This window comes from Planktotalea sp. (assembly GCF_965659345.1).
In the GTDB taxonomy this organism is placed as follows: domain Bacteria; phylum Pseudomonadota; class Alphaproteobacteria; order Rhodobacterales; family Rhodobacteraceae; genus Planktotalea.
This window is the reverse complement of record NZ_CBFHVK010000009.1, coordinates 110647-124400: the sequence shown is the minus strand read 5'-3', so window position 1 is coordinate 124400 and position 13754 is coordinate 110647. Positions and strand designations below refer to the sequence as shown.

Below are 13754 nucleotides of genomic sequence, written 5' to 3'. Positions count from 1 at the left end.
TGGGACGTAGCAAAACCGGTTTTAGTCCCTTTGGAGCGCGTTTAATGCTGCCAAGCCTACCACTTCCGATGTTCGGTGCCCTTTTGATGGGTTTTTTGGCCTTTCAGATGTTATTGACTCGGGAACGTTCGATGTTGCTTGTTGCGCTGCTGGCGCTTTGTGCGGTGCAATCTGCTTTGATCGCGCTGGTTCAGCACTACGAAGTAAATGCGCTTTCGTTTTTCCAACCGGTTGTTGCTTCGATTATTCCACCATTGGTGTGGATTACGATGCGGCGTTTGGGCAGTGCCGTGACATCGCGTTTGTGGCTTCACCTTTTGTGGGGTGGTGCCGCGGTGGTTGCGATGGTGGTCCAACCGTATGCACTCGATGCGCTGATCCCAGCTTTATATTTGGGCTATGGCAGTGCAATCGTCTTGCGCTCTTTGAAAGGAGCTGATGCGCTTGGGCAAGTGCGATTTGAGAGCGGAGAAGCGTCTGGTCGTATTTTACGTTGGATAGGAATTGCACTGATTTGTTCGGCGCTCGTAGATTTGGCGATTGTTGCTGCAATCATCACCGGTTTGGACGCATGGCGTGGTTGGATCATTGGTGCCGGTTCGACTGGTATGCTGTTGCTGCTGAGTGCGCTTAGCCTGTCACGCGCTTTGGGAGATGTGCCTAAGCAAAGCACTGATACAGACGTAACCCCTAGTGCTTCCCAAGATACGACGCCGGAGGACGCTGAAATTATTAAGCGTTTGGACACATTGATGGAGGAGGGTCGCCTTTATCTGGATCCAGACCTGACACTGACGCGCATAGCACGCAAACTCGGTCTGCCCGCGAAGACGATGTCATCCAGTATCAATCGTGTCACGGGTGAAAATGTTTCCCGCTATATCAATGGTCTCAGAATCAAAGCCGCATGTTTGGCATTGGAGCAGGGCGAGAACGTCACTGAAGCCATGTTAGGTTCTGGATTTAACACCAAGTCGAATTTTAACCGCGAATTTTTGCGCATCACGGGAAAGACACCACGAGAGTATCGAGGCTAAAACAGAAGGAAAAGGGGGGCTAGCCCCCATCTGCATGCGCAGATTCCCCCAGAGTTTATTTAGAAAAATGAAGCCTATTCTGCGGCGATTTTGATTACAGGTTCCATTTCTGCAAGCTTTTCATCACTCAGATGGCACTTCACTTGGTGATTGCCCTCAAGAATGCGCACTGGCGGCACTTCTTTTTCACATAGACCGCCCGGGACTTGCGATTTCCAACCGCAGCGCGTTTGGAACGGGCAACCAGACGGTGGGTTCATTGCGGATGGGATATCACCCTCTAGTACAATGTGCTTTTTCTCAATGCTGGTATCTGCGATTGGAACGGCGGACAAAAGCGCTTCGGTGTAGGGGTGGTAAGGGGGCGAGAAGACTTGATCTGTCGTACCAAGTTCAACCACATGGCCGAGGTACATGACCATCACGCGATCGCTCAGATAGCGCACAATGGAGAGGTCATGGGAGATGAACAGAAGTGTGGTTTTCTCATTTCGCTGGATTTCCATCAGAAGATCAGTCACCGCAGCCTGAACCGAAACATCCAGCGCAGAAACAGGCTCGTCCGCGACAACAATGCGCGCACCACCAGAGAAAGCGCGCGCGATTCCGACGCGTTGCTTTTGACCACCAGAGAGCTGACGCGGCATACGATCGGCAAAGGCGCGTGGCAATTTGACGAGGTCAAGCAGCTCTAGCATACGCTCGCGTCTTTCCGCTTCGCTGTTTCCGATCTTGAAAATCTCAAGCGCGCGAATGATTTGGCGCCCTACGGTCATCGACGGGTTCAACGTATCAAACGGGTTTTGGAAGACCATTTGAACATCTGCGACGGTCTTGGTGTCACGATCTGCAATTGGCGTGTTACCGATGCTTTGATTGTCGAGCAGAATTTCACCATCCGTCGCTGTTTCGAGACCCATCAGCACTTTGGCAAAAGTTGATTTACCGCAGCCAGATTCGCCCACGATTGCGAGTGTCTCGCTTTCACGCGCTTCAAAACTGAGGGTTTCGTTGGCTTTCACAACCTTTTTGTTGGACCCACCGAACAGCGCATTTGCGGACACTTCGTAGTATTTCTTGAGGTTGTCCATCTTCAGAACAACCTTGCCGATTTCGCCCTTTTCCTTTTGCTCACCAAGCGTGATCGGCGCATTCCAATCGATTTCTTCGTGTTTTAAACAACGCGTTGCGTGACGATCATTGCCGGCAACATTGACCATCGCGATTTCACTTTGATCACATCGCCCTGCCTCAAAATAGTCGCAGCGCGGGCCGAAGTTACAGCCGTTTGGGCGTTCGTGGGGTAAAGGGAAGTTGCCAGGGATCGCAACAAGGGGACGCGCGTTCTTATCCGCGCCGGGAAGTGGAATCGAGCGGAACAGTGCTTGAGTATAGGGGTGCTGCATTTCGTCAAAGACGTCCTCAATAGAGCCACGTTCGACGGCTTCACCCGAATACATCACGCAAATACGGTCGCAAGTTTCCAGAACCAGGCCAAGGTTATGGGAAATGAACAGCATCGATGTCCCATACTTCTTACCAAGGTCGCGTACGAGTTCAACAATCGCCGCCTCGACGGTCACATCCAAAGCAGTCGTTGGTTCATCCAAAATCAGCAATGCTGGCTTGGACATCAATGCCATCGCAATAACGATACGTTGTTGTTGACCACCAGAGAGCTGATGGGGGTAGCTGTTCAAGATACGGGCAGGGTCGGGGAGTTTGACGTCCGTGACCACCTGCAGCGCGCGTTGTTGTGCTTCTTTCTCGCTGATACCTTCGTGGATCATGGGAACTTCAGCAAGCTGGCGACCGATCTTCATGGCAGGGTTCAAAGATGCCATGGGTTCCTGGTAGATCATTGCAATTTCATTGCCACGCACATCGCGCAGCTCTTCTGCGCTCATCTCGGCAAGATCGCGACCTTTGAATTTTATAGAACCGCCGACAACCCGACCATTTTTGCCGAGATCTTGCATCACACCCAGTGCAACTGTGGATTTGCCACAACCCGATTCACCGACGAGGCCAACAGCTTCGCCGGGCTGAACAGTAACAGAGAAATCCATCACCGCTGGAATTTCACGCAAACGCGTAAAGAATGAAATAGAGAGCTTATCAATCTCTAGGATCGGCCCATCATAATCCAATTTAGACATTCTCAAGTCTCCCTTTGGAGCGGAAAAACAAACCCTTAGCTTCATTTTTCCAAATAAACTTCGGGGGTCGAGGGGGCTGGCCCCCCGTCCACCCTCTCAATCAATCACGCAAGCTTTCTTCGCGCAGGCCATCTGCCAAAAGGTTCAAGCCCAAGACCAACGACAGCAATGCTAAAGCAGGCGGCAAAGCCGGGTGTAGGTAGATCGACAAAAGCTTGCGGCCCTCGTTAATCGTGCTGCCCCAGTCTGGGCTCTCTGGTGGCAGACCAAGGCCAAAGAAACCGAGGGTTCCCAACAAAATGGTGGTGTAGCCAATACGCAAACAAAAATCGACGATGAGCGGGCCACGTGCGTTTGGCAGGATTTCCCAAAGCATAATGTACCAAGCCCCTTCACCGCGTGTTTGTGCCGCTGACACATAATCGCGTTGTTTGATGTCCAGAGTCAGTCCGCGCACAATTCTGAACACGGTTGGTGAGTTCACGAAGACCACAGAGACAAAGACAACCAAGATACCTGCCGCAGGATCAAAGAAATCGACAGGGCCGAGAACATCAATTTTTGTGCCGGGTGCGTTGATTGTCACGATATACATGATCGACAATGGGATGAGAAACGCACAGAGCCAGATCACATTCTTTTGCGGCTGTTGCTTAAGGCGCGTGTGGATCAGGATCGCGAAAAAGACGAGCGGGAAGAAGAACAAGACGATCGCCATATACTGCGGTAGACCCGTGTTCACGATTTCTGGTGTCACCAAAAGGTAGAACAACAAGATGACAGGGAAGGCGAGAACGAGGTTTGCCACAAAGGACAAAAGCGTGTCGAACCGACCGCCGTAGTACCCAGCAGGCAGGCCCAAAGTGATGCCAACCATATAAGCAAACAGCGTCGCCAAGGGCGCGATCAAGATCACGATGGTCGCACCGCTCATCACGCGGCTAAAGATATCGCGCGCGAGGTTATCACCCCCTAGAAGATAATACGCGTAATCGCCGTCTTCAGCGCCGCGCAGTGGTGTGCCTGGCCCTTTGTTCTTCATCCCGGAAACTTGGGACAAGGGGTCATGCGTCAAGATCAGGTCCATCGCGCCAAAAATGGCGACGAAAACCCAGAACATAACCAATGCAAACCCGATCATCCCGATCGTTGAGTCAAAGAGTTTGCCATAAAGCCCAAGACGACGCTTGTAGACGATAGACAGTGTGAATGTTGCAATCAGCGCGATCCAAACAGGGATCAACTGGGTGAACATGCCGGCGAAAATTGCGCCCCAAGAAAGCGGTTCCATATCCAGTATTCCTTAGCTGACGCTAATGCGTGGGTTGAGGTAAACATAGCCGATGTCTGAAATCAGCTGCGTGATCAAAACAACGATCACCGACACGACGGACACGCCGAGCAAGAGTTCGATGTCATTGTTGCCAGCGGCTTGTACAAGCACCCAGCCGAAGCCTTTGTAGTTGAACAAGGTCTCCACAATTACCACGCCATTCAAAAGCCATGGGATTTGTAGCATGATCACTGTGAACGGTGCGATAAGCGCGTTGCGCAATGCGTGTTTCACCACGATATTCGGAAAGCTCACACCTTTCAGACGCGCGGTGCGAATGTATTGCGCTGTCATGACTTCCGCCATGGATGCGCGGGTCATGCGAGCGATATATCCCATACCGTAGAGCGAAATGGTCAATACGGGCAGGAAGAAGTTATTGAAGTTCGCGCTCTCCATCGCAGAGGTCGCTGTGCCTTTGAACAAGGTACGACCTTCGATCCAGTCCATCGAGGCGAGCCATTGGTTGAGCGGCGATGCGGAGGCTGCGAAAATGGCAATGAAGATAACACCGGAGACGTATTCAGGCGTTGCCGTGGTTGCGATTGAAAGCGTTGAAAGGGAGCGGTCTGTGCGTGAGCCTTCGCGCATGCCTGCCAAAACACCAATCAGTAGCGCTGATGGGATCATCAGAACCATCACCCAAAACATTAATTTGCCTGTCAGGGACAAACGGGTGGCGATGATGCTGGACACTTCATCTCTGAAGACTGTTGAAAAGCCCCAATCCCCTTGGATCACGCCACAAAACCGCGGCGTATCTTCAATGGACACATCGGTTTCAAGGCATCGCCCATAGGTGCGACCATCATCTGTCTCAATAATCTTGGATGGCCAAACCCCAAGCCATTCGCCGTACTTGACCGGCAATGGTTGATCGTAACCGCGATTTGCGAGCCAGCGCTCAACTTGTTCGTCGCTCATGCGCATCTCGCCTTGGGTTTTGGCGAGCTTTTCGAGGTTCGGATGTAAATTGGTTAGGAAAAAGACGATGAACGTCAGACAGATTGCCGTGAGGATCATGACCCCCAAACGGCGAAGAATAAACAGTCCCATGCGTGCCCCTGTTGATAAGGCTAAGCGGATCGAGATGCGATCCACGGGTTTGGCAAACCTTTGTGGTCTGCTCTTTGGCATCAAAAAAAACCGCGCCCACAGGTGAGCGCGGTTTCTTTTTGTTAAGCTCGCTTATGCAGCAACGCCCCACTTATAAAGCTGGGAAGCATATGCAACGTGCATGTCCATGCCGACAAATCCTGGACGGATGTGACGGAAGACAGAACGCCAGTATGGCTGGATCGTTACGCCTTCTTCGATCACGATCGCTTGAATCTTTGCCATCACTTCACGGCGTGCATCTGCGTCCGCGATAGAGTTCGCTTGAGCCAAAAGCCCATCAAACTCTTCGTTGGACCAAGCGAACTCGTTCCAAGCAACGCCAGACTTATACGCAAGACCAAGAACCTGTGTACCCAATGGGCGGTGGTTCCAGTTTGTGGAGGAGAACGCGTATTTCGTCCAATCGTTCCAGAATGTAGAGCCCGGAAGGATTGTACGCTTCACGTTCATGCCTGCATCACGCATTTGCGCCGCAACAGCGTCTGTCGTGTTCTTGCGCCAATCATCGTCGATGGAGTGCAGCTCAAACTCATAGTCTGCCATGCCTGCTTCGGTCAGAAGTTCCATCGCCTTTGCAGGGTCATGTGGAAGACGGGTTACAGATGCATCGTGCTCTGGGTGAACAGGGCCAACGTGGCAGTTGTCCGCTGGGATACCGCGGCCAGCTACGCCAAGCTCGAGAAGAACGGCGTTGTCGACACACATTGCGATCGCTTGACGCACGCGCTTGTCTTCAAAGATCACCTTACCATCTGCGTCTGTTGCAGCTTGGTTTGGACGAATGACAAGTGTTGCACCTGTTGCAAGCTCGGATTTCTCCCAGCCAAGTGCGTCAAATACGTCAACGAAGTCAGCAACGTTTTCGTAAAGCGCGTCAACTTCTTCAGATTCAGCCGCAGCAACCCATGCTGCAGGATCTGTGCCGTAGTCGATGAACTCGATACGATCAAGGAATGCGCCTTTGCCAGCCGCATAGCCCCACCAGTCGTGACCTTCGTTGCGTACAAGAACAGATTTCACACCGACTTCGTGGCTGTCATTCTTGTATGGGCCCGTGCCGATCTGCTTTTCAAGCAGGTCTTCAACGTTGTCATCAGGATGAACAAGGCAAGCAGGGTAGTCAGCAATGCCCGGGATCAATGTGATGTCTGGCTGACGCAGGTTCAAGCGAACTGTGTGGCTGTCCACAACTTCGATTGCGCCTTCGGCGGCCATTTTCGTCTCTGGATCAACAATCGCGTCAACGCGTGCCGCCATGGAGTTGCCTTCGGCGTCTGCCTCGGCCCAACGTGCAAAGTTATATGCAACGTGCTCGGCAGTGAAGTCGTCGCCGTTGTTCCACTTAACGCCCTTGCGGATGTTGAATGTATAAACAGTCGCGTCGTCGTTGACCTCCCAGCTCTCCGCGAGCCAGCCGTTGAATGTACCGTCTGAGTTATACTCGATCAGATACTCAAGCCAGCCGTTTGCAACGAATGCAATCTGCGTCCAGTCAAACGTACGCGGATCTTTCATCGCGCGCACTTCCATCTGCATGCGAACGGTGCCGCCTTGCTTGGCGTGGCCTGCGGCCGCCGCAGGCTGCGTGAGGCCGCCCATGGTGTAGGCCGTTGCTGTTGCAACACCCAAAGCGGACACGCGTGTCAAGAATTCGCGGCGATCTAGAAGACCTGCTTTGAATTCATCAGCGTACATCTTCGCTGCTGGATGGATTTTGGTAGTGTGCGTCATCTTGTTCTCCCTGTGACACATTCTCTTTAAAACTTTCTTGGGGACACTTGATCGATGCGTGACGCGCACGCGCTCGTTTAAATCCATCCCCAATCCAGTCGCATTCGGCCCTAGAATACGTCTAAGGTCAATTCACAGTTTCGCTGTTTTAAGGTCTGTTTGCGACATTGTGTTAGAAAATGCGACATTGTCGGTAAATGCAAGCGGTAAACGCACTTCTTTGAAAAACACCGATAAAAGCGTTTTGGAACCTTCTGTTATTTGATCATTTGATAAATTAGGCGGTGGACTTGATGCGCGAAGCTTTTGCCTGATTTCGCAACTCAGACGGCGTTGCACCGGTATGGGTCTTTATAAAACGCGTGAAATAAGCAGGCGTCGAAAAGCCAAGTCGCTTGGCGACGTCGACAGCTTTGAGCCCATCGTCTTCTAACATGCGTCGCGCACGTTGAAGGCTATGTTGTGTAAGCAAATCAGCGGCCGTCACGCCACAAGCGGTTTTACACACACGTGTTAAATGCGTGGGTGTCACGCCAAGTTTAGCGGCAAACTCGGCCATGCTTGCACCCTCAAAATCTGAATGTTCGCTCTGTGCAATTAAAGCGCAAAACGCTTTGAGAAGTCGTCGCGCCGCATCTTCGCGCGAAGCCTTTTGATGTAGCTGATAGCGGTGCGCCCAAACCATCATCAACTGTGCGTGGGCATCCGCAGCAATGCGCGCTTTGGGCTCTGCGTCGAGCAACTCTTTTTGAATAGCTTCGACAAAGTGCGTTAGCGTCAACTGGGCTTGCGGCTCTCTGACGCGCAGCAAAAGGGGCGCGTCCGGCCAATCAAGTAAGGAACTCGCGGGCAGGGCCACTGTTTGACCAAAGCATGATGTCTCAAAGTTAAATGAGAACATCGTACCCGCAGGAATGAAGAGCGCATTGTGACTGCTCATCGCAGCGCTTTGTGCTTCGACATTGCAACGCGCGGCCCCACGCGTGACCCAAATCAATAGGTGCTGCGCGCGCGCATGGAATAATCCGAGCCGCCAAGCCGTGCCTTGCGCGCGCTGCGAGATCGTCGCGATAGATCCGATGTCGAGCTGGATGTCAGATGCTATGTTCATAGCGCGCAAAGCACGAGATGTGTGGCGTTTAGACAAGAAATCTCTGCAATTTCCAGAATAAAATTCGAAAAATGTGTCTTTTATGCGCTAAGGTAGCCTTACGGAGCGCCACTTTTTCATCCGTGACCGAAACCATGTGCGCTGCCGTTTCGCAAACTGTCGTGTGGCGATAGTTGCGGCGTCGCGCGCTTCGTCTAACGTCAATTCGCCGCGCAGATGTGCCGTCAATTCAGGCGCGCCAATCGCTTTGCATGATAGAAGGTCCGGATCATACCGCTCCAAATTCGCGCGTGCTTCATCTAATGCGCCTTGCGCTATCATGAGATCAAAACGTTGCACGATGCGGGCATTGAGCCACTCAGTCTCAGCATCTAGAACCAAAGCGCTGCAGTGATCCAGTGACACCAGCGGTGCAGGGGTTAGCGAATGCCAGTGTGCAAGGCCTTTGCCAGTCTGAGTTTGCACTTCCCAAGCTCTTTGCACGCGCATGGGGTTTTGCAGATCGATCTTTGCACGCGTATCGGCATCAAGAGCATCGATCATGTCTGCCAATTCGCCATTTTGCCTCAGATCATTGGCCTGTTGGCGCACGCTGGTAGATGTTTCAGGAATATCTGACAGTCCTTCTGTCAGCGCGAGGAAATATAGGCCGGTTCCGCCTACGATGATAGGACGTTGACCTTCGCGATTGAGTAAAGGCGCGACATCGCGGAGCCATTTTCCAGCAGAATAGGCCGCATCAAAGGGAACATGTCCATACAATAGGTGTTGCGCTTGCGCTTCATCTGTTGCGCTTGGTCGGGCCGTCAGAATGCGCCAGCCGTCAAATACCTGACTTGCATCAGCGTTAATGATAACACCACCTTGCGCCTGAGCGATTTCCAATGCGAGCGCAGATTTGCCCGATGCGGTTGGTCCCGCGATCAGCACGGGAGCTTGGCTGTCGATGGTCGAAATATCTAGTTCTGACAATTTCTTACCTGTGCTGTTTAAGGCGAAACCAACAATTCACCTCAAATGCCCAGATCAATGATTGAACAATGTCGAAATGTTAGGCACTTTGCGCCACAATAGAGCACAGAACTTGGAGTTCAATATGACCGACCTCACCACCGCCGACGGAACAACGTTTAACCGCGTTATGCTTAAGATTTCCGGAGAGGCGTTGATGGGTGATCAGGGCTTTGGACTGCATCCGCCAACGGTTGAGCGGATCGCGCGAGAAGTCAAAACCGTTCACGATATGGGCGTTGAGATTTGTATGGTCATCGGTGGTGGCAACATTTTCCGCGGTTTGCAAGGCTCTGCGCAAGGGATGGAGCGGACGACAGCTGATTACATGGGCATGCTCGCGACTGTGATGAACGCACTTGCGATGCAATCAGCGCTTGAGGGATTAAAGATCCATACGCGTGTGATTTCAGCGATCACTATGAATGAGGTCGCAGAACCCTACATTCGCCGCCGCGCGGTGCGTCACCTCGAAAAGAAACGTGTTTGTATTTTCGCTGCGGGCACGGGCAACCCATACTTCACGACAGATACTGCTGCGACGTTGCGTGCTAATGAAATGGCTTGTGAAGCGATCTTTAAAGGCACAAAGGTTGATGGCGTTTACGACAAAGACCCTGTGAAGCACGCAGATGCCAAGCGGTATGAAACAGTAAGCTTTGATGAGGTTTTGCAAAAACACCTCGGTGTGATGGACGCGTCCGCAATTGCTTTGGCGCGTGATAATAACCTGCCAATCATTGTGTTTTCGCTGGATGAGCCCGGCGGGTTTAAAGGCATTCTTGCCGGCGAGGGTACGTATACGCGCGTGCAAGATTGAGCGCCTTAAGGCGTGTGCCAAAGAAACGGACCTATACAAGTCGCAAATGCTGACTTAAAACAATAAAAACGACTTCTGCGAGGCTAAGAAAGCACTATGTCCGACGATTTCATGCTCGATACCGATGATCTTCAACGCCGTATGGAAGGCGCGATGGGGAGTTTGAAGACCGAATTTGCCAGTCTTCGCACAGGCCGCGCCTCTGGATCTATGCTGGAACCTGTCATGGTCGATGCCTACGGGAGCATGACGCCGATCAACCAAGTCGGCACAGTAAACGTTCCTGAACCACGCATGGTTACGATTAACGTCTGGGATAAAGGGCTGGTTGGCAAAGTCGAAAAAGCCATTCGTGAGAGTGGCTTGGGGATTAATCCTCAACTAAATGGCACGATCATTATGCTTCCTATCCCAGAGCTGAATGAAGAGCGCCGCCGCGAGCTGACTAAGGTTGCTGCGCAATATGCTGAAAGCGCGCGGGTTTCGACGCGTAATGTGCGTCGCGACGGGATGGATCAGATTAAAAAGGCGAAAGCCGACGGAATTTCTGAGGACGACCAAAAGTTCTGGGAAGCCGAGGTACAACAGATGACTGATGACGCGATCAAGGCCATTGATGCCGCGCTTGAAGTTAAACAAGCCGAGATCATGCAGGTTTAACGCGTGGTCGCTGCTCTGGAAAAATCAGGTCATCCCGATGTAAGCCCAGAGCAGGGTGATGCTACAGGTCCGAGACATGTTGCCGTCATCATGGATGGAAACGGCCGTTGGGCGCAAATGCGAGGTCGTCCGCGTTTATTTGGGCACCATGCTGGCGCGCGACGTGTTCGCGAAATTGTGGAAGCTTGTCCCCCCAATGGCGTGAAATACCTGACAATCTTCGCGTTCTCGACAGAGAATTGGAAGCGAACGCAGGTTGAAGTTTCGGGCCTTATGAAGCTGTTTCAACGCTATATCACAAAAGAAGCGCGTGCACTGTCAGACGCGGGTGTCCGGGTGCGTTTTATCGGTGATCGGGTTCGGCTGAACAATAAGCTCATTGAGTTGATGGACAATTTAGAACTGATCACCTCAGGCAACGACAAAGTTCATCTTACTATTGCTTTGAACTATGGGGGGCGCGACGAGGTTGCGCGCGCTACAAAGCGTCTTGCACAGGATGTTGCTAGCGGCAATCTTGATCCCGAAACAGTAGATGAAGAAACGCTTCCAAGATATTTAGATACATGTGTTTTACCTGATCCAGACCTTGTAATTCGGACCAGTGGTGAAGCACGAATTTCGAATTTCTTGTTATGGCAGTCAGCCTACGCTGAATACGAGTTTATCGATACACTTTGGCCCGACTTCACGGCAGAAGAGTTTGGGGCACTAACGTCCAAATATGGCACAAAAGATCGCAGATTTGGCGGCGTAAAAGTATGAGCGATGCCAGCGCCAAATGGGGCGATCTGGCGCCGCGTTTGCTCAGCGCGATTGGTATGCTGGTAATCGGCATTGTCGCGGTTTGGGCAGGCGGGGTCTGGATACATGGTCTTGTATCATTGTCTTGCGGATTGATGGTGTGGGAGTTGGTGCGTATGTTGCACGGTGCGGGGTCGCAGCGCGCGATCTGGCTTGCCTTCATTAGCGGTTTTGCGTTGTTCGCTGCAAGCTATGCGCCTTACGCGACACTGCTGCTACCGTTGCTGCTAGCCCCAAGTTTTGTTGGCTTTTCATTGCTGTCCGCAGGTCCGCGCCCATTTACAGGCCGTCGAATTTTTATGAGCTACACTGCGATGATTTTGATTGCGGGGTTCAGCCTGATTGCGCTGCGCGATGACTTTGGCATTGTCTGGATGGCATGGTTGTTGATCGTTGTTATTGTGAGTGATGTTGCAGGGTATTTTGCAGGGCGCATTTTTGGCGGTCCGAAGTTTTGGCCTGCTGTGAGCCCCAAGAAAACATGGTCAGGCACGATTGCCGGTTGGATTGGTGCTGCAATCGTGGGGTCAATATTTGCGGCGCTGTATGGTGGTAGTTTTACGGTCATTGCGGTTTCAGTCGCTGCGGCGCTTGCGGCTCAACTTGGTGACATTGCAGAAAGCGCGATTAAGCGTCATGTGGGGGTGAAAGACAGTTCCAATCTTATCCCGGGACATGGGGGATTGCTGGATCGCTTTGATGGCATGTTGGGCGCAGCGTTACTCTTGATCATTGTTGAGCTTTTCCTCGACTTTCCGCCAAGTGTGGTTGGGTAGAGCAGGGCGATGCGCAAGGTTTCAATACTCGGGGCGACGGGCTCCATTGGGCAAAACACGATTGATTTGATCAAGCGGGCGCCAGACGAATATGACGTGGTTGCGCTGACCGGTGCGCGCAATATTAAACAACTTGCTGAAGATGCAAAGGACTTACGGGCTGATGTCGCTGTGACGGCTGACCCATATTTGCTTGAGGATTTGCGAGATGCATTGGCCGGCAGTGATATTGAAGCCGCTGCCGGCCAAGCGGCGCTTGTCGAAGCGGGTGCGCGAAACGCCGATTGGGTGATGTCCTCTATCGTAGGTGCGGCTGGATTGGCTCCTGGCTTGGAAGCGTTGAAGCAAGGCGCTTCATTGGCTTTGGCAAATAAAGAATCCATGGTCTGTGCCGGCGCTTTGGTAAAAGCCACCGCCAAACAAAACGACGCACGCGTGTTGCCTGTCGACAGTGAACATTCCGCAGTATTCCAAGGCCTGATTGGCGAAGATATGAAAGCGGTTGAGCGGATAATCATTACCGCATCCGGCGGTGCTTTTCGCGATTGGCCAATGGAAAAACTTGCGGGTGCCACGCCTGCGCAAGCGGCCACACACCCGAATTGGGACATGGGGCAGCGCATCACTATCGACAGTGCATCTATGTTTAATAAAGCACTGGAAGTTATTGAAACACGTGAGTTTTTCGAAGTTGCACCAGATATCATTGAGGTGCTCGTGCATCCACAATCCATGATCCATGCGTTGGTTGGGTTTAACGACGGTGCGCTTATGGCACATGTTGGTCCGCCTGATATGCGCCACGCGATTGGATTTGCTTTGCATTGGCCTGAGCGGCGCAAACTTCCCGTGGAGCGCCTTGATCTGGCCGCGCTCTCGCAACTGACGTTTCGGGCACCAGATGAAACCCGTTGGCCGGCACTGCGTCTTGCGCGTGAAGTTATGCAAGCGGGTGGACATACTGGCGCAGTTTTCAACGCAGCGAAAGAGCGCGCGCTTGATCACTTTATCGCAGAAAAGATCGGCTTTATGCAAATGGCAGAGGTCGTTGAAGAGGTTTTGACCCGTCTTTCTGCGCAATCTGGTCTCACAAATGCCGAAATGACCCTTGATAGCGTGCTAGAGATGGACCATCTCGCACGTAAGAGCGCGGATGAGATCATCGTAGGGACTTAGGTCCCGATCGTAAAATA

At 52.2% G+C, this 13754-nt stretch carries 12 protein-coding genes; 6 read left to right on the top strand and 6 right to left on the bottom strand.

Annotation, left to right across the window (positions count from 1 at the left end; all coding sequences use genetic code 11):
* The first annotated feature begins 107 nt into the window (after positions 1-107).
* Positions 108-1037, top strand: a complete 930-nt coding sequence (locus ACTG3Z_RS09295) for a helix-turn-helix domain-containing protein (RefSeq protein WP_439142718.1) — start codon at positions 108-110, stop codon at positions 1035-1037.
* A 74-nt stretch (positions 1038-1111) separates the two neighbouring features.
* On the opposite strand, the gene ACTG3Z_RS09290 is transcribed toward ACTG3Z_RS09295, so the two are convergent.
* The 6 genes from ACTG3Z_RS09290 to miaA all read right to left on the bottom strand — a co-directional run bounded on the left by ACTG3Z_RS09290 (position 1112) and on the right by miaA (position 9462).
* Positions 1112-3196, bottom strand: coding sequence for a dipeptide ABC transporter ATP-binding protein (locus ACTG3Z_RS09290; RefSeq protein WP_439142716.1), 2085 nt, complete (start codon positions 3194-3196; stop codon positions 1112-1114).
* 100 nt (positions 3197-3296) lie between these two features.
* A complete protein-coding gene (locus ACTG3Z_RS09285) occupies positions 3297-4487 on the bottom strand; it encodes an ABC transporter permease (protein WP_439142715.1) in 1191 nt (396 codons plus the stop codon).
* Positions 4488-4499: 12 nt separating this feature from the next.
* Positions 4500-5585, bottom strand: a complete 1086-nt coding sequence (locus ACTG3Z_RS09280; protein ID WP_439142713.1) for an ABC transporter permease — start codon at positions 5583-5585, stop codon at positions 4500-4502.
* Positions 5586-5717: 132 nt separating this feature from the next.
* The gene (locus ACTG3Z_RS09275) at positions 5718-7379 is read right to left on the bottom strand and encodes an ABC transporter substrate-binding protein (protein ID WP_439142712.1); all 1662 of its coding nucleotides are present in this window, start codon (positions 7377-7379) and stop codon (positions 5718-5720) included.
* A 277-nt stretch (positions 7380-7656) separates the two neighbouring features.
* Positions 7657-8526: a helix-turn-helix domain-containing protein gene (locus ACTG3Z_RS09270; RefSeq protein WP_439142710.1), complete on the bottom strand. Its 870-nt coding sequence runs from the start codon at positions 8524-8526 to the stop codon at positions 7657-7659.
* A gap of 51 nt (positions 8527-8577) precedes the next feature.
* Positions 8578-9462: a tRNA (adenosine(37)-N6)-dimethylallyltransferase MiaA gene (miaA, locus tag ACTG3Z_RS09265; RefSeq protein WP_439142709.1), complete on the bottom strand. Its 885-nt coding sequence runs from the start codon at positions 9460-9462 to the stop codon at positions 8578-8580.
* Between the two features lie 124 nt (positions 9463-9586).
* On the opposite strand from miaA, the gene pyrH reads away from it, so the two are divergent.
* The 5 genes from pyrH (at position 9587) to dxr (ending at position 13737) form a co-directional block, all read left to right on the top strand.
* On the top strand, positions 9587-10321 hold the full coding sequence (gene pyrH / locus ACTG3Z_RS09260; RefSeq protein WP_439142707.1) for a UMP kinase: 735 nt from the start codon (positions 9587-9589) through the stop codon (positions 10319-10321).
* A gap of 96 nt (positions 10322-10417) precedes the next feature.
* Positions 10418-10981, top strand: a complete 564-nt coding sequence (frr, locus tag ACTG3Z_RS09255; protein WP_439142706.1) for a ribosome recycling factor — start codon at positions 10418-10420, stop codon at positions 10979-10981.
* A 15-nt stretch (positions 10982-10996) separates the two neighbouring features.
* A complete protein-coding gene (gene uppS, locus ACTG3Z_RS09250; RefSeq protein WP_439142793.1) occupies positions 10997-11746 on the top strand; it encodes a polyprenyl diphosphate synthase in 750 nt (249 codons plus the stop codon).
* Positions 11743-12561: a phosphatidate cytidylyltransferase gene (locus tag ACTG3Z_RS09245; RefSeq protein WP_439142705.1), complete on the top strand. Its 819-nt coding sequence runs from the start codon at positions 11743-11745 to the stop codon at positions 12559-12561. The genes uppS and ACTG3Z_RS09245 overlap by 4 nt, the downstream gene beginning before the upstream one ends.
* A gap of 9 nt (positions 12562-12570) precedes the next feature.
* Complete coding sequence (gene dxr / locus ACTG3Z_RS09240) at positions 12571-13737, top strand: 1-deoxy-D-xylulose-5-phosphate reductoisomerase (protein WP_439142704.1); 1167 nt, start codon at positions 12571-12573, stop codon at positions 13735-13737.
* The last annotated feature ends 17 nt before the right edge of the window (positions 13738-13754 follow it).

What these genes read in the sequence shown, in the direction of transcription:
- ACTG3Z_RS09295 (WP_439142718.1), top strand. Translation starts at nt 108, where the DNA reads ATGTTATTGACTCGGGAACGTTCGATGTTGCTTGTTGCGCTGCTGGCG.
- ACTG3Z_RS09290 (WP_439142716.1), bottom strand. Translation starts at nt 3,196, where the DNA reads ATGTCTAAATTGGATTATGATGGGCCGATCCTAGAGATTGATAAGCTC.
- ACTG3Z_RS09285 (WP_439142715.1), bottom strand. Translation starts at nt 4,487, where the DNA reads ATGGAACCGCTTTCTTGGGGCGCAATTTTCGCCGGCATGTTCACCCAG.
- ACTG3Z_RS09280 (WP_439142713.1), bottom strand. Translation starts at nt 5,585, where the DNA reads ATGGGACTGTTTATTCTTCGCCGTTTGGGGGTCATGATCCTCACGGCA.
- ACTG3Z_RS09275 (WP_439142712.1), bottom strand. Translation starts at nt 7,379, where the DNA reads ATGACGCACACTACCAAAATCCATCCAGCAGCGAAGATGTACGCTGAT.
- pyrH (WP_439142707.1), top strand. Translation starts at nt 9,587, where the DNA reads ATGACCGACCTCACCACCGCCGACGGAACAACGTTTAACCGCGTTATG.
- frr (WP_439142706.1), top strand. Translation starts at nt 10,418, where the DNA reads ATGTCCGACGATTTCATGCTCGATACCGATGATCTTCAACGCCGTATG.
- ACTG3Z_RS09245 (WP_439142705.1), top strand. Translation starts at nt 11,743, where the DNA reads ATGAGCGATGCCAGCGCCAAATGGGGCGATCTGGCGCCGCGTTTGCTC.
- dxr (WP_439142704.1), top strand. Translation starts at nt 12,571, where the DNA reads ATGCGCAAGGTTTCAATACTCGGGGCGACGGGCTCCATTGGGCAAAAC.